The following is an 18,713-nucleotide window of genomic DNA, read 5'->3' as shown; positions in this document are numbered from 1 at the left end:
TCATTAATCAGGAGGCGTTTTAACTTTGACTAATCAAAACGAAAGCAAACAAGGATTTCCCCCTCAGCATCAGCAACACCAACCTGGCTTGGAAACAAAAATGGAACCGAACCCAGAATCGGTTAAATCCTCTTATAAAGGCAGCGGAAAATTGAAAGGGAAAACCGCTATCATCACGGGAGGAGACAGCGGTATCGGCAAATCAGTGGCCATCTATTATGCAAAAGAAGGAGCAAATGTCACAGTCGCGTACTTGGATGAACATGAGGATGCCAAGCAGACAAAAGAATTGATTGAAAAAGAAGGGCAAAAATGCTTACTCATTTCCGGAGATATTGGTAATGAAGCCTTCTGCCAGGATGTCGTCAAAAAAACGGTGGATGAATTCGGCGGTTTGGATATTCTGGTGAACAATGCCGGTGAGCAGCATGTACAAACAAGTATCCTTGATATTTCCGCTGAACAATTGGAAAAAACGTTCCGCACCAATATCTTTTCGATGTTCCACTTAACAAAGGCTGCTTTAAAGCATCTAAAAAAAGGCAGCAGCATCATTAATACAACCTCTATCACCGCCTATCAGGGCAATCCGAAATTAATCGATTACTCTTCTACAAAAGGTGCCATTTTAGCCTTTACGAGGGCTCTTTCCAACTCCATTTTAAAAGATGGCATCAGAGTGAACGGTGTTGCACCGGGTCCAATCTGGACGCCACTGATCCCTGCTTCATTCGGTGAAGAGGATGTTGCCAAATTCGGCCAGGATACACCAATGGGCCGCGCTGGACAGCCAGAGGAATTAGCACCAGCCTATGTCTATTTGGCCAGCGATGATTCTTCCTATGTCAGCGGACAAGTCATTCATGTAAACGGCGGAAATGTTGTAAACGGGTAAAATCATGAACTACAGCTGCAGTGGGTTTCTTTTGAAATCCGCTGTTTTTCCTTTTTCATGCAGGATATTGCCGGTCCGCACCGTATAAGACCGTATAAGATGGAAAGGAATGATATGATTTGAACAAGATTGCCGACCCTTGGTTCACCGTTCAGGAATTGGACGCAATGACGTTTGCGATAAGTGAATATGGTCATTGGGAGAAAGTGCATTCTTTTTTACTAATTGGCAAGAACAGGGCTGCGTTGATTGATACCGGGCTTGGCATCGATTCGATCAAGCGGATCACGAACCAACTAACGGACCTCCCGATCATCGTCTTGACCACACACGTGCATGCGGATCATATCGGGGGACATGGGGAATTCGATATGATTTATGTTCATGGGGCGGATGCCGATTGGCTCATTAATGGCATCAAGGGCTTGTCTTTGAACCAAATAAGGAAAGACATGGCCAGGGATATTACAAAACCTTTGCCTGAATCATTCGACCCTGCAACATATAGACCATATGTAGGAACCCCTGACGGACTCCTTGCAGATGGGGATACGGTCGACCTCGGGAATCGGAGTTTAAGCATCTATCACACCCCTGGACATTCACCGGGCCACATCTCCATATTGGATCATGATAGAGAGTATTTGTTTACAGGTGATTTGCTTTATTCGGATACTCCCATTTACGCATTTTATCCATCCACAAATCCTATAGACCTTGTGAATTCATTTGAAAGAATCGCCAAAATCCGCAAAGTTTCGAAAATATACGGCAGTCATAACCAGCTGGGACTGGAATCGTCCATTCTGGAGGAAGTGTTGGCAGCCGCCAAATACCTCAAAGACAATGATTTGGCCAGACATGGTACAGGCATCCATACGTTCAAGGGCTTCAGTGTCCAATTCTAGCAAAAGGGCATTGCTTATGAGCAATGCCCTCCCTTTCGTTTAATAGTTCATGGCCACCATCGCACCCTGCTTGAGTGATCTGCAAGAGTGCCTTTCCACGAAATGATGTGGAATGATGGCACCAGCAGGAGCATCTCCAGTTTGCAGCATCTGAATGATGCCCTTGGCCGCCTGATAGCCTAAATCGAAAATATTAATATCCACTGAGGTCAGGGCAGGTAAAGATAATTCCGAGAAAAGCACATTATTGAAACTGACGATGGACATTTCTTCCGGCGTGCGAATCCCCATCTCCCGAAGTGACTGCACGACGCCTAGTGCCATAAGGTCATCACTGACCACCAAGGCTGTTGGAGGCTCGTCAATGGAAAGCAGCCTTTTCGCCGCTGCCTGTCCACCTTCATGCAAGAAGTCTTCATGTAAGGTATATTCATTCCTCGGAACGATGCCAGCCCTTTTCAGCGCTCGTTCAAACCCTGACAAACGATCGAGTGTCATCACAAGGGTTGCATCTCCTCCAATGAAGCCGATTCTTTCATGTCCGAGCTGAATGAGGTAATCTGTTGCCTGTTCTGCAGCGAGGACATTATCATTATCTACATACGTTAGCTCCTCGATGAAATCGTAAGGTTTCCCGATGATGACGAAGGGAAATCCCCTTTCTCTCAAATAGGTCAGAATATGGTCATTCAACCTTGAATACATCAAGATGATTCCATCAACCATCCCGCCCTGCACCATATTTACGACTCCATTGTAGATTTCGTCTTCTGTTTTCCCCGTACTAAGCAAAAGTGAATAGTGGTTTTCCTGAGCTCCCTCACTAAGGCCTTGCAATATCGTCGGAAAAAAAGGATTTTGATAAAATTCTATTGATGAGCTTGGCAGTACCAAGCCAATGATCCTCGTTGTCTGATTAGCAAGGCTGCGTGCAATGAAGTTTGGGTGATAGCCTAGTTTTTTCATTGCCTTTCGCACACGCACTTTCGTTTTTTCACTTATCCGAGGATTATTTGCGATCACCCTGGATACCGTTGAAGGTGCAACTTTCGCTAACTGTGCCACATCTTTTATCGTGATTGCCATGTCGTTCCCCTCTCCCCTCTTTAGCCTTAATTGACTTCATTTATAAATGCCCATGAATACTTCTTGAAATTATTTATATTTATACATTTGTATGTATTCATAATACACTCAGTCCAACAGTTATATCCATACTTTTTTTATGGCCATTTGCTTTTTTTCAGAAAATACTAACTATTACTCTTTTTATCTTTTTCAAATAAAAAGAAGCTGATTTTCGGATCAGCTTCTAAAAAAAATGTAAGGGCATTGGGGGAAGGAAAGGTCAGACGACTAACCATATGTGGATATAGAGTCACATTCAATGATTTTCCATTTGGTTCAATAACGATAAATCCTTGTTTCATATGGCCGTAAACCAATAATGGAACCTTCCGGACAATCATCATAGTTAGCAAGCAATAGCTCCATTTCCCCCCAATGGGAAAGATCGATCTGATGGTGATTCATGCTGAAATTACATACTACCTTGACTGAATCACCATTCATACTTCTTGTATAAATATAAAGGTCCGGGTGATCTTCCCATAATAATTCGTATTCTCCGTAAACTAGGACCTCATGTTTTTTTCTTAGCTGAATCATCTTTTTATAAAAATGGTAAATCGATGAAGGGTCTTCCTTCTGCCGTTCGACATTAATCGCCCGATAATTGGAATTGACCCTCATCCACGGCGTCCCATTAGTGAATCCGCCATTATCTTGTTCACTCCATTGCATCGGGGTCCTTGAATTATCACGGCCGCTATGCCATATGATGTGCATGATTTCGTCATGCGGGCGGCCTTTGGAGGTCTCAATGCGATAGAAGTTTTTCATTCCGACATCATCATAATCATCTATCGAGTCAAATCGGACATTCGTCATGCCTATTTCCTGACCTTGATAAATGAAAGGGGTCCCTTGCATGAAAAAGTATAGAGCCCCAATCATTTTTGCGCTCTCCAGCCAATATTGATGATCATTTCCCCATGTCGATACACTTCTCGGTTGATCATGGTTTTCAAAAAACAAGGCATTCCAGCCTTTATCCTTTAGGCCCTTTTGCCATTTGGTCATGGCGCGTTTAAGCCCGATTACATCCACATGCTGATTTTGACCTCGATTCCAAAGTCCAAGGTGTTCGAATTGAAAGATCATATTGAACTTCCCATTCGCTTCCCCGACCCACTCTTCAGCCTGCTCGATCCTGACGCCATTGGCTTCCCCGACCGTCATGATATCATATTGGGAGAAAGTTTCCTCTTTAAGCTCTAGCAGGTAATCGAGGATCCCATCCTGGTTCGTGTGCATTTCAAACGCAGGTACATACTGATGCCAATAAGGGTTTGCCATATCCGGCAGGCCCTCCCGCTTATGAATGTGCGTGATCGCATCAATCCGGAAGCCGTCAATCCCCTTATCAAGCCACCAATTGACCATTTTATACAGGGCTTTCCGCACATCAGCATTTTTCCAATTTAAGTCTGGCTGCTTTTCGGCAAAAAGATGTAAATAGTATTGATGGGTACCTTCATCGAATTTCCAGGCACTTCCTGAAAAAATACTTTCCCAATTATTCGGCTCGCGGCCGTCATGACCATCCCTCCATATATACCAATCGCGTTTCGGATTATCTCTGGACGACCGTGACTCAATGAACCAAGGATGCTCATCACTCGTATGGTTCAACACAAGATCGAGGATCACCTTCATGCCGCGCTGGTGAACATCTTTCAATAGTAGCTCGATATCATCGATTGATCCGAACTCTTCCGAAACTGCTTGATAATCACTAATGTCATAGCCATTATCAGCATTGGGAGATTTATAAAATGGACATATCCAAATGACGTCGATCCCTAAATCCTGGAGGTAATCGAGTTTGGAAATCACTCCTTTTAAATCTCCCACTCCATCACCATTACTATCCATGAAGCTGCGTGGATAAATTTGATAACAAACGGCTTCTTTCCACCAAGTCTTGATCATGATGAATCCCCCCGATCCTGTTTTCACAAAGCCTTAGGGACGATAGTTTTCAGACAGCTACAAGAGGTGATTATTTTGGTTGGTTCCTTTTTGACCGTTTAATGACCAAAGCAATGAATATAGCAAAAATGACAAGAACCAATCCTATAACGATCAGGTAAGGAATATTGATGATGGACTTAGGTGACAGTGTGTAGACCTCTGACGTCTCCCTGTCGATTACAATCGTGTAACTGTTGCCCTTACTGCGCACCAGATCGCCATTCAGCATGCCTCTCAACTCTTTGTTCTTTTCAAGTTGCTTATCGGAAAGCTTTATCGTTTGGGTCCCAGACGTATTGTTCATGACGACAACCATCGTCTCCTTGCCATGTACACGTTTGAATACCGAGGCTCCCCCCTGTTCATATAAAATTTCCATATCCCCCTTTGTCAAAGCAGGGTGCATGTCTCTAAGATCAGAAAGCTTCGTAATGTATTCCACCAGCTCCTGTTCTGTCTTAAAATTCATCAATTTATGATTGTCTGGAGCCAAATTGCCATTCAAAGCAATTTCGGAGCCATAAAATACGATTGGCACTCCCGGCATCGTATAAAGATAGGACAACGCCATTTTCCATCTGGAACCCGGATTTTCATTATGATCGGCTGCATCCTTGGTAAAACGCGGCATACTCTGGGTATCCATGAACAATGCTTGGGGGGCCTTACCGCCGAACTTCGCTTCACTGTCCTCGAATGCATTAAAAACCGGCTTCAATTCTTTGTCGGGAGCGGAAAACGCTTCCCTTAATGCACCATTTTGCGGATAGGCCATAAAGGCATCCATTCCCGTTTCCTTGTAGCTTGAAATCGTATCGGCATCACCATTTACATCGCCGATTGTATAGAAATTTGATTTTTCAGATTTGACTGCATCCACAAATTCCTTCCAAAAATCTTTTCCCACGTATTGGACTTTATTTAAACGGTACCCATCAATATCAGTTTCCGTTATCCACCATTTTGCAGCATCAAGTAGATATTCCCTTGTTGCCTCATTGTCTTGATTCAAATCGGGAAGACCGTCGTGCCAGCCTGTTTCCATTAGCTTTTGGTCGCCGTCATTGGAGATTTCTTTTTTATCATGGAACCATCCTTGTTTATCTTCCTCATTCAGCCAAGATGAATGAGGTCCCACATTATTGGCCTGAAAATCAAGAATCACTTTCATGTCAAGATCATGGGCCTCATTCACGAGCTTTTTAAATTCTTTCATTGTCCCATAGTGTTGATCCGTTTTATAAAAATCGGTCACCCAATCCCCATGATAGCCCTTATCTTCATTAGCAAAAATCGGTGAAAGGATGATAGCGGTATAACCCATGTCCTTTAAATAATTCAGTTTCTTCGTGACACCTTCAAAATCCCCGCCATTAAACGCAGAAGGGTCATTTACATTCGCATCACCATTATTTTTGGTATTGCCATCGAAAAATCGGTCCACCATTAATGAATATACGATTTCATCCGTCCAAGTTCGTTGTTCTTTTTCAGCTGCTCCTACTGGAATGGCGTAAAAAAGAAGCAACGGAATTAAAGCGAGTGATAACACTCCATTTCTCATATCCGCTCTCCTCCTAGCTATCTCTTTACGCCTTTAAGATTAGCCTTTTGACCACTTCTCGTCAAATCCAAATTATAAAAAACTTTACACTTAAGGGACAAATTGGGCATGGGGGAGGAACGCAATGAAATCGAACAGGGAACGCGAAAATCATTCTTTTTTTATCGCCTTCACCGCTTCATCCAACGTCCTTTTCGGTTTAGCTTTTTCCATCGTTATCCGATTCATGGCAGAATCCATCGGTCTCCATACTTTGTTCATTTCCGGAATATTCGGCACAGGTTCAGCGTATTGTAATTGTATGCTTAAGGCTTGTGCCCTTTCATTTTCTTTAATCAATTTATTATGACTGAACGATTTGTTCGGCGGGACATCACCAGTTGTTTCATAACGTTGGATTGCCTGTTTGTCACTTGTCAGATACTCGACCAATTTTGTAGACCAGTAAGGATGTTTCGTGAAGGCCGTTACATGCCAGCCTTTGACTTCCAGGAATGATTTCATCGGCTTGCCATTCGGCAATTCAGGCAAAGGCGCCATTCCTGTTTCCTTTTTCCCGGAAAATGAGTTTGCGTCCCCAAGGAATGAAGCCAATTCCCCTTGACTATACAGCTTTTCGATCGCAGCCCCGTCGCCTTTTGGGATCAAATTCGCTTTATACCATTTTTGGATATAGGCAGCTGCTTTGATGGCATGCTTATCATTCAAACCAATGTCCGAAGGGTTGAATTTTCCGTTTTCATCGTGGAATACATAGCTTCCCATTCCAGCCATCACGCCATACGCATCATGAAATCCATTCCATTCGGCGTGAAAACCATAGGCGTTCTCTTTTCTTAATTTCTTCGAGATTTTATATAAGTCATTCATCGTTTCGGGAGCTTTAGACAGTATTTTTTTATTGTAAATCAATACGGAGGTGTTTACCGATTTCGGCAATCCAAATACCTTATCTTGATACATTTCAGCCCGGATCGAAGATTCATGGAAGGCATCCGTTACCTCATCCTCCACCTTCACTTCCTGAATCAGGCCTTCCTTCACGAGCTGACCGACTTGCCGATGAGAAAATGTTACGACATCCGGGGCTTTTCCGTTTCCGATTGGGCCATCACGGCGCAGGCGGTCATGCATTTCTTCAGCAATTTCCAGTTCTTCATGTACAACTTTAATGCCATATTCTTTTTCAAAGCCTTCGATAACTGGCTTTAGGGCATCAGCTTTACCTTTTTCCTCCCAAATGACCATTTTTTCCGGTTTCGCTTCTTCGGTGGCTTCTTCCACAGTTTTCTTATTATCCTTGACGATTCTATTTTCCTTATCTGAATCAGTACCACAAGCACTTGCCATCATGATCAAAAATATGGACATGAACAAATGAAATATCTGGTTCTTCAATTTCATTCTCCTTTTTAAAATGTTTATTCTATCATGTCCAAAAGCGCCGAATTGTTTACAGTGCTTGTTTTTCAGTTCAATAAATCGGACGAAGCCCCAAGAATGAAAGCGATGCCAACTCTGTTGTTACCATTATATGAACGGCTTTCATTTTTACAACATGTTCCTCTTTGTATTTATTTCCTTGTCGAGATGAATAATTTTTGTTATTTTTTAATTAATTCCCGCTTTTTTCAATTATTATCGGGTATATAACCATATTGAAAAATACATGTTCCGGCTGTACCCAATTATACTGACTCTTCCACATTCATAGCCTGGCGTTCCCTTTTTCAATTCACTTCCTCAAATACACTTATAGAATTGGAGTGATCATTGTTGGAATTTTCTTCGATACACCATAGACCTACTGACAATTTCGCCTATACCATCGACAAAGAAACTCTACATATCCGCCTGCGTACGAAAAGACAAGATATCTCCTCAGTAGGATTGATTTTTGGGGATCCATACATATCGGATAAAGGACAATGGCTATATGAGGAGAAAGCGATGAGCCTATCCGGACGCGATGCCCATTATGATTATTGGGATGTGTATGTGTTGCCCCCATACCGAAGAATTCGCTATGGCTTCAAGATCCGTTCAGGAGATGATATGGCCATCTACACGGAAAAGGGTTTTTTCAAAGAAGTTCCAAGGGACCCAGGAAGCTATTTCGCCATTCCCTATCTGCATCAAAATGAAATATTCGGTGCTCCTGAATGGGTAAAAGATACAATTTGGTACCAAATTTTCCCAGAACGATTTGCGAACGGCAACCCTGATAACGACCCAGAAGGTGCAAAGCCTTGGGGGAGCGAAGAACCGACCGTGGATAATTTTTTTGGCGGTGACTTTGAAGGGATCATTGAACATTTAGATTATTTGGAAGGGCTTGGCATTAACGGGATCTACTTCACGCCAATCTTCGAGGCCCATTCCAATCACAAGTACGATACGATCGATTACCGGAAAATCGACCCTCAATTCGGAACCGAGGAAACATTGAAGACACTCATACAGGAGTGCCACAAGCGTGGTATCCGCGTCATGCTGGATGCCGTTTTCAACCATAGCGGCTACTACTTCCCACCTTTCCAGGATTTACTCGAGAAGGGAGAGGAATCAAAGTATAAGGACTGGTTCCACCCCCATGATTTCCCCCTTCATGGAGGGGAAAGGCCGAATTATGAAACATTCGGTTTTTTCGAATCGATGCCGAAATTGAATACAGCGAATCCGGAGGTAAAGGAATACCTGCTTGAAGTATCGACCTATTGGATCAAGGAGTATGATATAGATGCGTGGCGGCTGGACGTAGCCAATGAAGTCGACCATCCCTTCTGGCGTGATTTCCGAAAAGCGGTCAAAGAAATCAAGCCAGACCTATATATCCTTGGAGAAATCTGGCACGACTCCATGCCTTGGCTGCGCGGCGACCAGTTTGATGCCGTGATGAATTACCCGTTCACCAACCAAGTTTTTCGCCTGGTGGCATCGCAAACCATCAATGCTCGCGAGTTCATCGAGGAAATGACAGCCATTTATCAGAGCTATCCGACCAATGTTTTTGACGTAACGTTCAATCTGCTCGGAAGTCATGATACACCGCGGATCTTCACCGATTGCGGCGAGGATTTGGCCCGAGCCAAACTAATCCACGCCATCCTGCTGACCTTCAATGGCAGCCCCTGCATTTATTATGGTGATGAGATCGGCTTGACAGGCGGCATGGATCCAGGATGCCGAAAATGCATGGTTTGGGAAGAAGAAAAACAAAACAGCGAGCTTTTAAATGAAATCAAGGAATTGATTCGGTTAAGGAAAGAAGAACGGTTATTGGCAAATGAAGGGATGTTCAAATTTTTGGATACTAGCGGAAACGAAGATATCGTTGCTTACTTAAAATATAATCAAGATCGTTCCGTGGTGGTCCTCGTTAATCCAACCGAGGCTTTCCAATCCTTCCCCCTTCCTTTTGACTTGAGGGGACGGACCGTTACGAATTTAAGAACGAAAGCAGCCGTTAAGGAACGGCAAATTGAATTGGGTAACTATGAATATAAAATCTTGGCATTCGATCATTGAGGCAAGGAAAAAGGGGCAAGGAAAATTTTCCTGCCCCTTTTTCATTCAATGATTTGGATATCATATTCTTTGAACCATACATGGGTCTGTGCCAAGTGGGCAAGTAACTGCGGACCCGACATTAATTGTCCGAACCATGGCACCTTAAATGCGGCCCCTTTGGAGTCGACAATGTCATTTAACTTCTGTTTATCGAAAAATTCGTGCAGGACGGAATTTTTGTCCCTCAGCAGCTCTTTTAGCCAACCCTGCACACGGTCTGTGTATTGAGGGTTATGAGTTTTGGGGTAGGGACTTTTCTTACGATACAATACCTCATCAGGCAACAGCCCTTCCAGCGCTTTCCTTAGTATACCCTTTTCGCGGTTCCCCTCCATTTTCATATCCCAAGGGATGTTCCACGCATATTCGACAAGGCGGTGATCGGCAAATGGTACCCGCACCTCCAGGCTTGCTCCCATGCTCATCCGGTCCTTGCGGTCAAGAAGCGTGGTCATGAACCATAATAAGTTCACATAGAATAGCTCCCGGCGCTTTGCTGCTATACCATTTTCGCCATCCAATTTAGGTGTTTCGGCAAGGGTGGTCAAATAGGCTTCCTGTGCGTATTGCTCCAGCTTCAGCTTGTCACGCCAGCCCCCCTTCAATAAAGATACTCGTTCATCCGTAGACCTCATCCAGGGGAACCCTGCCCGATTCAAATCGTCCTCGCGGTGAAACCATGGATAACCGCCGAAAATCTCGTCCGCACACTCGCCTGATAGGCCTACGACGAAATCCTGCTTGATTTCCTTACAAAACCAAAGTAAGGAAGAGTCGACGTCCGCCATGCCCGGGAGGTCCCTTACAAGCACCGCTTCCGTCAGATGATCCGTTAGCAGTTCCTGGGTGATAATCGATGAATGGTGAACCGTATTGAAGGTATCCGACATTTTTTTTATCCAATAACCATCGGAGTTGGGCTGAAAATCATTCGCCTTGAAATAGCGTTCATTATCTTCATAATCAATCGAATACGTATGGAGCCGTCCTTTTCCTTCTTTTTGATAGGAGTTGGCAGCAATGGCCGTAATGGCACTTGAATCAAGCCCCCCTGACAGGAAGGTACACAGTGGAACATCGGATACAAGCTGCCTCGTCACTGCATCCTCGACAAGAAAACGGACCTTCTCGGCCGTTTCATCGAGGGAATCCCTATGCTCTTCACTTTTCACATTCCAATAGCGCCAAATCCTGAGCCCCTTCCTCGATAATGTAAGGGCATGGGCGGGCCTTAATTCGTGAATATTACGAAACACACCCGATCCCGGCTTTCGGGAAGGACCGACACCAAAAACTTCAGACAGTCCTTCACGGTCAATCTCCGTCTTTACATCCGGGTGGGCTAATATCGCCTTCAGTTCAGATCCAAAAATGAACCCGCCATCCTTTTCCGTGTAAAATAATGGTTTTACCCCCATCCGATCTCTTGCAACGAATAATTTTTGCTCCTTTTCATCCCAGATTGCAAACGCAAAAATCCCATTGAACAAGTCAATGCATTTTTCTTTCCATTCAATATAAGAAGTTAGTAAAACTTCTGTATCAGAATGACCCTTAAAGGAATATCCTTTTAATAATAGCTGTTTACGAAGATCTTCGGTGTTATATAGCTCCCCATTGTAGCTTAGCGTATATCTGCCGTCTTGTTGATTTTTCGTCATCGGCTGTTTTCCGCCTTCCGCATCTACAACCGTCAATCGTTTATGGCCAAAGGCGACATGGGCTTCGCTCCAGACATTATCCTCGTCAGGCCCCCGCTTTGCCAATGTTTTCGTCATGCTTTCCAGTGTTTTCGTTTCAGTTCGTAAATCTTTTCGAAAATGCACCCAGCCTGTTATCCCACACATTTTACACTTCATCCTTTCCATCGGGACTACTACAGAATATTGGCTCCTGTCTAAAAAAGATTTACCGTCCCTTATTTCCTAATTCGAAGACATGCACAACAAAGTTTAAGTATCGATCAGCGTCATTCGTAGGATCCCTGCCCTCGAAACGCCCCCCTTTATTGATTACGAAGTGGTGAGCAAAGCATCCCGTGTTTAAACATAGCCTATGCAAAGACGGAAAGATGGTTATTTGTCCATAATATTTTAAAATATACCGTTATATTTTCATTGGATTTTGACTAAAAAGTAGGTGAGGATTCCACTATTGGAGGTATATGTATGAGTCAGCAACAACGAACCAAACTAATGAACAGGCAAACGAGAGCTTTTACCGAAGGAACAGTGGAAAATATCAATCAACAATGGATTTTCTTCGATGATGAAACAGATGAGGCCTGCTCCATCGAAGACCATGTTGATAGCGTCATTGAAGTATACAGGGGTGGGCGTTGGCAGCAAGGAGTGGTCGAGGAAGAGGGAAAAATCCTGCTTCACCGGGAGATCACCTTCCTAAAGGAAAACGAACCCATCCGGATTCGCAAAAAGCTGCTCTACTCTTTTGAGCGTTTGTTGGAAGAATTGAACGATGATTCGTTTTTCCAATTTGTAACGACCTTAAATTCTCTTGATTTTTCCATTTATGATTGTATATATAGCTATAATCAGCTCACGTTTTTAAGGACCGTCCCGAACCAGTCCGGCGTGAATTTCTTCACCTTCGATAACGAGAATCAAATATGTCTCGTCCAGCACCATTTTTCTTATGGGAAAAAGGATCATGATCGCTTCGAATTCACCTTGAACACCGGGAAAAGGATCGTCATTGAAAAAGTGAATTCCCAATAGCAGAAAAAAAGCGGGTAAATGAGATCAGCTCATTTACCCGCTTTTCCATTCCTATTTAAAGAGGTAAAGTCCTTGTGGCAGGGAAAGCCCCAAATACACGACGAATACTAATGCAACGGCGAATAAGATCCACATGGCACTTGTGGTTTTCCTTTTCTTCGTACGGACCAATACCATTTCCATCGCAGCAATCACGATGATGCCGACGATCATTTTAACGGCATAGGCACCAAAATCGGTAATCAGCATTCCGCCAGTCAAAATAATTAATAGATAGAATAACCTTGTAATCATATGTAGCATTTTCGCTTTCGGATTTCCACTTTTATACATCGAATATGTGACAAAGAAAAGGATGATTCCGATTACCCACGCTGTAATATGCAAGTGTGTAGTCATTTTATTGCCCCCTCGTTCAGTTTCTCTCTCATCATATCATAGGCTTTTATATAAAAACAAAGCTAAGATGCCACCTGGGTGGGGAAAAATCAACAATTTAATGAACATCATGTACCATTCCCCTCCACTGTGCCCTACCTACGCATAAGCGGCCTTTTTCCATATGTAACAAAACGCCAGATATATTCAACCGGGCCATATTTATACAGGCTCATCCATAAGCGGGATAACAGGAGTTGCAAGCAAAACAGAGCGATTAGCAAAATGAACCCTGTCGTGTAAGAAATCGATCCGTATAAACCAAGGCCGTATGAATAGAAAATCGAGGTGCAGACAATCGATTGGAATAAGTAATTGCTCATCGACATCCTGCCAACATGGGAAAGGGGCATCAACAACCGGGAAACTCCATTTTTTTCCACAATAAGCGTGACGGCTGTAATATAAAATATCGTCAATAACGGCCCGCCAAAATAATCCTGTACGAAAATCGTGCCAAAATGGTATACCGCCACATATGGTAGAGTTTTGATCGCCAGACCCAATAGCAGGCTTACGATCATGATTGCTTTCAATTTCTTCCTAAATTGCACCGGGTTTAGCAAATAGCCTTGCTTGGCAACACCTGCCCCGATCAAGAAAAACGGAAAAATCGATAAAAAAAGGATGCCGGAATTCGCGAGATTATTCACCTTATACCAATCTAGCGCCCTCTGATTGACGATTTGCAGAAATGTGCTTGATTGATAAATTTCCAAAGACCGCTTCATCATCGTCGAATCTGTTTGTATCGCCAGCCCCTCGCTATCGATGCTGCCCATAACCAGGAGAAGCGCACCCAATATGGCAAAGGGCAGAACATAACACACCGTGCCCACTAAAATTAACGTCTTTCCCTTCATCTGATAAAAAAACAATAAGGCAAACCCGAACACAGCATAATTAATAAGGATATCGCCATGCCAGATGAAAAAAGCATGAATGCACCCAAGAACCAGCAGGAAGGATAGCCTTTTCGTAAACAGGACAGGAAAGGCTATCCCCTTTTCTTCACTCCTGATGGCCAGGATAATCGCACCGAAACCGAATAAAAATGCAAATAACGGATAAAAGCTGGCCTGGGCCATGACATCACTGAGCCTGTATAATATCCCGTCCCAGCCCCCGGGCCATCGCCTTGCACCATCGATGTACAAGAGCGGGGAGTGGAAAGCAGGCATATTCACTAAAAAAATCCCTAAAATGGCCAAGCCTCGTAATATATCGATGCTAACGATCCGTTTATTTTCCTGCAATGATATCATCGTTCCGTTCAAGAATGTCCCCCCTTTCCGCTACAGAATTTCTTCTTTATGGACTCACTGCACCATTTTCCACGATGGAAACCGCTTTTTTCCTCTTTATCAATATGACGAACAAGCTTCCCAATAAGCAGAAGATCCCCGCAAGGAAAAATGCCCATGTATAGGAGTTGAAAACCTTGAAAATCAGGCCACCGCCGTATGCCGCCACCGCAGCACCGGCCTGGTGGGAAGCGAATATCCACCCATAGACAATCCCGCTCTTCTCCACCCCGAAGACTTGCCTTGAAATGCTGATGGTCGGGGGAACCGTCGCTATCCAATCCAATCCGTAAAATACGGAGAAGAGGATCAACAGGGTGATCGTACCCTCTTTGAGGGCAAAAGGAAGAAATACAAGGGAAGCTCCCCTTAAGCCGTAATACCAAAACAGCAGCCAGCGGTTATCAAAACGGTCCGATAACCAGCCCGATAAGGTTGTGCCAATCAAATCGAAGATACCCATGAAAGAGAGCAATGATGCTGCCGTAACGACCGGCAAACCGAAACTGATGCAGTAAGAAATGAAATGTGTCCCGATCAACCCGTTCGTTGATAGTCCGCATATGAAAAAGCTACCTGCCAATAACCAGAATTCCTTGACCCGCACCGCTTCATTTAAAGATCGAAAAGCCATGCCAATGGGATTCTTCTTTTGAACCGCAGCTTCCTCCTTGATTTCTTCTTCCGTCCCATACGGAAGGAGGCCAACTTCCTTCGGCGTATTTTTCATGAAAAACAGGATCATCAGCAGCATGATCAAGCTCAGGAAAACGATCAATCCAAGCGCCCATTTAAAAGAGTAATTCTCTATGATGATGGCTAAAGCCGGCAGCAAAATGAGCTGACCAGTAGCCGTGCTGGCTGTTAATATCCCGACTGCGAGCCCCCGCCGCTTTTCGAACCAACGATTCGCCACATACGGGCTCAATACAGTCAAAAACACGCCCGAACCCAGTCCTATGATCATCCCCCAGATAAGCATCAGCTGCCACTCATGCTCCATGAAAAATGTGAGGCATATGCCTGCCAATAAAGTCGACATGCCAAGTACCATCATTTTCTTTAATCCAAGCACTTCAATCAAGGCAGCCATGAAGGGCCCCGATAATCCATAAAGAAATAGACTTACCGCAAATGCCAAGGAAATGATGGAACGGTCCCACCCATATTCATTTTCAAATGGTACGATGAATACGCCGGATGAGGACCTAATGATCCCTGCTACAATAATTGAAAAAAATGTAAGGATTAAGATGACCCAGCTATAATGAATTCGTTTCAATGCCCTCCCCCACTTCTACTAATCATGAATTACGCCATGAAAAAAAGAAAAGTATCATGATGTGAAATATTTTATAATCGTACCACTTATTATTAAAATCCGTAGCCCTTTTATTGAAAAATTCCGTTATTTCCTCTTTCTTCCTCCGCACACTTCCGGCTTCCTTAAAAACAGGGCCATCAATTGGAAAATGAAAAATCTTCAATGCCAGATTCTTTTTGATCAATCACATCGATCCTGGGTAAACATACAATACGATGAAACTCCCTACTGCAGCAGGCCCGTCGCCTCTGTCCCAGGGAAAAACCGAATGAAAAAAGGGTGATTTTCTTGCCGGCCATTGTAGGTATCGTTCAAGTCATTAACGTCGGTAGCAGTGGCGTTGTCCATATTGGTGACGTCTTTAAAATTAATCCATACTCCACTTCAAAAACATTTGCAGGTGCTGGTTCGTTCAATACAGGTGAATCCATTTCACTTTATAATGCCTATAGCACCACAAATACAAATGATACAGATGGTGTTGACCAGCCAATGGTCTTAAATCTCTAATGGTTGTATAGAAAGGAGTCATCATGATTTTCAATATTCACCAAACCATCCAAATCAATATGATCAAAATTGAAAGCATCGCAAACTCCTCCGTTTTTCAAATCGGGAGTGCAGGCGTGATCAAACCATATTCCACATTGGCCAATACCGGCGGCTTCACTGAGCCAGCACCGGAAATCGAAACTGATATAGCACCATTGTCCACCTTCGTTCCATTTACTCCTCCTAGTTCATAGGCATTCACCTACCGCAAACTTTTTCATATACTGTCATATATGAAAATATATCTTGGTGAAGGTGAGGTGTTGAATCGTGAATCAGGATCTTTATTCGTACTCCATGCAAATGCAGCGTTATCTAGAAGCCCAGGATAAGCGGATCATGAAACTTGAACACGAACTCAAACGCCTGACGGATGAACTTGCCGAGCTGAAAAATAGGCCGCCAATCCATGTTGATAGAATTGAATATAAATTCGATCAATTAAAAGTCGAATCACTGGACGGTACGTTGAATATCGGTTTAAATCCGAATGATCTAAACAACATTGATGAATTCGCCGTTAATAACCAACCCGTTCAGCCTGCTCCAAATTTATTTCCAGGCCGGGAACTCGTTGTCCAGGAAATTCATAACGACATTCTTTCAGACTTGGAAAATATGATTCACGATACGGAAAGCCAGCTGAAAATTTCATTGGAGCCTTCTTATCATGACTTCATTAAACAAGACGTTGAACGTCAGCTCCATCAACGGATCAATATGTATTACGATAACCTCTCTTACCCGGAACGTGCACCGCAGCAACGTGATAACGTTAAGGAAAAGGTCAAGGAAAGGGTAAAATCCGATATTCAAGCGGCATTGTTTCAATTCATCACACATTCACAAGCAGAAACAGGAGGAAATGTAAATGGAGTTTAACGTAACCAATCACCAGCTTTGTGTAGGTGATATAAAAATCACCGGTGTAGCCAGCTCTGCTTTATTTCTCATCGGGGATGTCCAAACGGTGCAACTATCTTCCGCATTCGATACCCCGCCAGAATCCCTTATCATCGGTCCATTCGTACCGGTTTCCCCGGAAGGGTAACCAACATGTTCTCTCGAATATCGAAAGTGAAATCCATATTATCCGATACGGTCTCATTCTGCTCGACCATGCAAATCGGGGACACTTCCTATATAGACGGAAATGCCCTTGCATTAGCCGTTCAAAAGAAAAGCGAGACTTTTGGTTCAGTGGACATTCAATTCAAAGACTATGACATTTTTAAGCGGCCCATTTATATTCCGAGATTGTATGAACCGGTCTACTCAACATTTGCAAATTCGAATCCCTTCATACGTGTCGGCCATATCAATATCATCGGGATATCATCCTCTTCCGTGGTTGGCGTGGGCAATGTCGGCCACATACGTATGGAATCCAGGGTGAAGCACATTCGGCAGGTCCCTAAAAAGGTCGAAGAAACATCCGTTGAGGATTCAACAAACAATACTTGATTTTTTAAGAAGGAGGAGTTCATATGCCAGCCATAGTCGGCCCAATTCAAATATTCAATGTAGGGGAAGGAAATCTATTATTCGGTGATGCAGCGGTCATTTCTCCAAAGTCATCCTCCAAATCGGTCACAGGATCAGGTTCAGCGAACACAGGTGCCATCGTTTTTACCGCCAACGGACTGAATGGAAGCAATGTCCTTGATATCAATGGAATCGACCAACCCATTGCAGGGAATAATTAACGAAGGAAAAGGCTCCCGCTTCTTATATGTGCCCTATAGAGTAGACACGAAAAGTCTACCCTATAGGGCACATTTGTTTAAAATAAAAAAACGTCGGATGAACCAGTGGAAAACTGCCGGTTTTTATTAACTCCAGGTTTGAAAATGCAGATGAAATTTCGACTGTCCACAACTTTGGAGAGGTCGGACTTCGGCCTTTGCTTTTCGCGGGCGGTCCGGGAGCCGCCTTGGCGCTTTATGACTCAAATAGAATAGATAAAACGAAGATTTTTTTTAATTATGAATGATGGATGAGGCAGCCTTACAATTAAGCTGGTTGATGCGTGAGTCAGGATCATCCAAGTCACATGGGAAAACTGTAGAGATATACCCGACAAGAACCATTCTTCCGTCATTTTATAAAATTTGGACGGGTACGATAAAATTGGAGGATTGATTACAACCTCTATCGTGGACAGTAAAACCATAAAAAATGCCGCCTGTAAAATACAGACGGCCTTCCCTTCAAGCTGCGTAGCTTTATTTTCAATACCCTTTACGAAACTTACACTTTACTTCAGAGATACTTTCAAATTCATCCAGGTTTCCCAGCAGGCTTGCTCGATTGATCCTACCTACCCC

18 protein-coding genes are annotated in these 18,713 nt (G+C 43.5%); 10 read left to right on the top strand and 8 right to left on the bottom strand.

Features of this window, described 5'->3' with window-relative positions; genetic code table 11:
• The first annotated feature begins 25 nt into the window (after positions 1-25).
• The gene (locus tag MHI53_RS06265; RefSeq protein ID WP_061143054.1) at positions 26-895 is read left to right on the top strand and encodes an SDR family oxidoreductase; all 870 of its coding nucleotides are present in this window, start codon (positions 26-28) and stop codon (positions 893-895) included.
• Between the two features lie 167 nt (positions 896-1,062).
• Positions 1,063-1,803 (top strand): MBL fold metallo-hydrolase, encoded by a 741-nt coding sequence (locus MHI53_RS06260; RefSeq protein ID WP_340373653.1) that lies wholly within the window; start codon positions 1,063-1,065, stop codon positions 1,801-1,803.
• A 39-nt stretch (positions 1,804-1,842) separates the two neighbouring features.
• On the opposite strand, the gene MHI53_RS06255 is transcribed toward MHI53_RS06260, so the two are convergent.
• The 4 genes from MHI53_RS06255 to MHI53_RS06240 all read right to left on the bottom strand — a co-directional run bounded on the left by MHI53_RS06255 (position 1,843) and on the right by MHI53_RS06240 (position 7,861).
• Entirely contained in the window at positions 1,843-2,889 is a 1,047-nt protein-coding gene (locus tag MHI53_RS06255; protein ID WP_340373044.1) for a LacI family DNA-binding transcriptional regulator, read from the bottom strand.
• A 318-nt stretch (positions 2,890-3,207) separates the two neighbouring features.
• Entirely contained in the window at positions 3,208-4,857 is a 1,650-nt protein-coding gene (locus MHI53_RS06250) for an alpha-glucosidase (protein WP_340373043.1), read from the bottom strand.
• 70 nt (positions 4,858-4,927) lie between these two features.
• Positions 4,928-6,463, bottom strand: coding sequence for an alpha-amylase family glycosyl hydrolase (locus MHI53_RS06245; protein ID WP_340373042.1), 1,536 nt, complete (start codon positions 6,461-6,463; stop codon positions 4,928-4,930).
• A 150-nt stretch (positions 6,464-6,613) separates the two neighbouring features.
• A complete protein-coding gene (locus MHI53_RS06240) occupies positions 6,614-7,861 on the bottom strand; it encodes an extracellular solute-binding protein (RefSeq protein ID WP_340373041.1) in 1,248 nt (415 codons plus the stop codon).
• Positions 7,862-8,239: 378 nt separating this feature from the next.
• On the opposite strand from MHI53_RS06240, the gene MHI53_RS06235 reads away from it, so the two are divergent.
• On the top strand, positions 8,240-9,991 hold the full coding sequence (locus tag MHI53_RS06235) for a glycoside hydrolase family 13 protein (protein WP_340373040.1): 1,752 nt from the start codon (positions 8,240-8,242) through the stop codon (positions 9,989-9,991).
• 41 nt (positions 9,992-10,032) lie between these two features.
• Here MHI53_RS06235 and asnB read toward each other — a convergent pair whose 3' ends face one another.
• Complete coding sequence (gene asnB / locus MHI53_RS06230; protein WP_340373039.1) at positions 10,033-11,880, bottom strand: asparagine synthase (glutamine-hydrolyzing); 1,848 nt, start codon at positions 11,878-11,880, stop codon at positions 10,033-10,035.
• A gap of 321 nt (positions 11,881-12,201) precedes the next feature.
• Here asnB and MHI53_RS06225 point away from each other — a divergent pair, with 321 nt between their 5' ends.
• Positions 12,202-12,768 carry a DUF2777 domain-containing protein gene (locus MHI53_RS06225; RefSeq protein ID WP_061143061.1) on the top strand — a complete coding sequence of 189 codons (567 nt, stop codon included), beginning with the start codon at positions 12,202-12,204 and terminating at the stop codon, positions 12,766-12,768.
• Between the two features lie 51 nt (positions 12,769-12,819).
• Here MHI53_RS06225 and MHI53_RS06220 read toward each other — a convergent pair whose 3' ends face one another.
• The 3 genes from MHI53_RS06220 to MHI53_RS06210 form a co-directional block, all read right to left on the bottom strand.
• Positions 12,820-13,167 carry a YisL family protein gene (locus MHI53_RS06220; protein ID WP_340373038.1) on the bottom strand — a complete coding sequence of 116 codons (348 nt, stop codon included), beginning with the start codon at positions 13,165-13,167 and terminating at the stop codon, positions 12,820-12,822.
• 134 nt (positions 13,168-13,301) lie between these two features.
• On the bottom strand, positions 13,302-14,483 hold the full coding sequence (locus MHI53_RS06215; protein ID WP_340373037.1) for a DUF418 domain-containing protein: 1,182 nt from the start codon (positions 14,481-14,483) through the stop codon (positions 13,302-13,304).
• Between the two features lie 34 nt (positions 14,484-14,517).
• Entirely contained in the window at positions 14,518-15,792 is a 1,275-nt protein-coding gene (locus MHI53_RS06210) for an MFS transporter (protein WP_340373036.1), read from the bottom strand.
• Between the two features lie 330 nt (positions 15,793-16,122).
• Between MHI53_RS06210 and MHI53_RS06205 the strand changes: the two genes are divergently transcribed.
• From MHI53_RS06205 to MHI53_RS06180, 6 genes are all read left to right on the top strand, one after another.
• A complete protein-coding gene (locus MHI53_RS06205) occupies positions 16,123-16,344 on the top strand; it encodes a spore germination protein (RefSeq protein ID WP_061143066.1) in 222 nt (73 codons plus the stop codon).
• 23 nt (positions 16,345-16,367) lie between these two features.
• Positions 16,368-16,580: a spore germination protein GerPB gene (locus MHI53_RS06200; RefSeq protein ID WP_340373035.1), complete on the top strand. Its 213-nt coding sequence runs from the start codon at positions 16,368-16,370 to the stop codon at positions 16,578-16,580.
• A 76-nt stretch (positions 16,581-16,656) separates the two neighbouring features.
• Positions 16,657-17,268: a spore germination protein GerPC gene (gene gerPC / locus MHI53_RS06195; protein ID WP_061143068.1), complete on the top strand. Its 612-nt coding sequence runs from the start codon at positions 16,657-16,659 to the stop codon at positions 17,266-17,268.
• A complete protein-coding gene (locus MHI53_RS06190; RefSeq protein WP_057912469.1) occupies positions 17,258-17,437 on the top strand; it encodes a hypothetical protein in 180 nt (59 codons plus the stop codon). The genes gerPC and MHI53_RS06190 overlap by 11 nt, the downstream gene beginning before the upstream one ends.
• Before the next feature lie 5 nt (positions 17,438-17,442).
• Positions 17,443-17,850: a spore germination protein GerPE gene (locus MHI53_RS06185; RefSeq protein WP_061143069.1), complete on the top strand. Its 408-nt coding sequence runs from the start codon at positions 17,443-17,445 to the stop codon at positions 17,848-17,850.
• Positions 17,851-17,873: 23 nt separating this feature from the next.
• Complete coding sequence (locus tag MHI53_RS06180; protein WP_061143070.1) at positions 17,874-18,092, top strand: spore germination protein; 219 nt, start codon at positions 17,874-17,876, stop codon at positions 18,090-18,092.
• The last annotated feature ends 621 nt before the right edge of the window (positions 18,093-18,713 follow it).

Origin of the sequence: Peribacillus sp. FSL E2-0218 (assembly GCF_037992945.1) — a bacterium.
Taxonomy (GTDB): domain Bacteria; phylum Bacillota; class Bacilli; order Bacillales; family DSM-1321; genus Peribacillus; species Peribacillus simplex_B.
This window is presented reverse-complemented; position numbering and strand designations above follow the sequence as displayed.

Excerpts from the sequence above, each read along its gene's own strand:
- asnB (WP_340373039.1), bottom strand. The coding sequence starts at position 11,880 with ATGTGTGGGATAACAGGCTGGGTGCATTTTCGAAAAGATTTACGAACT.
- MHI53_RS06225 (WP_061143061.1), top strand. The coding sequence starts at position 12,202 with ATGAGTCAGCAACAACGAACCAAACTAATGAACAGGCAAACGAGAGCT.
- MHI53_RS06180 (WP_061143070.1), top strand. The coding sequence starts at position 17,874 with ATGCCAGCCATAGTCGGCCCAATTCAAATATTCAATGTAGGGGAAGGA.
- MHI53_RS06245 (WP_340373042.1), bottom strand. The coding sequence starts at position 6,463 with ATGAGAAATGGAGTGTTATCACTCGCTTTAATTCCGTTGCTTCTTTTT.
- MHI53_RS06255 (WP_340373044.1), bottom strand. The coding sequence starts at position 2,889 with ATGGCAATCACGATAAAAGATGTGGCACAGTTAGCGAAAGTTGCACCT.
- MHI53_RS06200 (WP_340373035.1), top strand. The coding sequence starts at position 16,368 with ATGATTTTCAATATTCACCAAACCATCCAAATCAATATGATCAAAATT.
- MHI53_RS06250 (WP_340373043.1), bottom strand. The coding sequence starts at position 4,857 with ATGATCAAGACTTGGTGGAAAGAAGCCGTTTGTTATCAAATTTATCCA.
- MHI53_RS06220 (WP_340373038.1), bottom strand. The coding sequence starts at position 13,167 with ATGACTACACACTTGCATATTACAGCGTGGGTAATCGGAATCATCCTT.
- MHI53_RS06260 (WP_340373653.1), top strand. The coding sequence starts at position 1,063 with ATGACGTTTGCGATAAGTGAATATGGTCATTGGGAGAAAGTGCATTCT.
- MHI53_RS06190 (WP_057912469.1), top strand. The coding sequence starts at position 17,258 with ATGGAGTTTAACGTAACCAATCACCAGCTTTGTGTAGGTGATATAAAA.
- MHI53_RS06185 (WP_061143069.1), top strand. The coding sequence starts at position 17,443 with ATGTTCTCTCGAATATCGAAAGTGAAATCCATATTATCCGATACGGTC.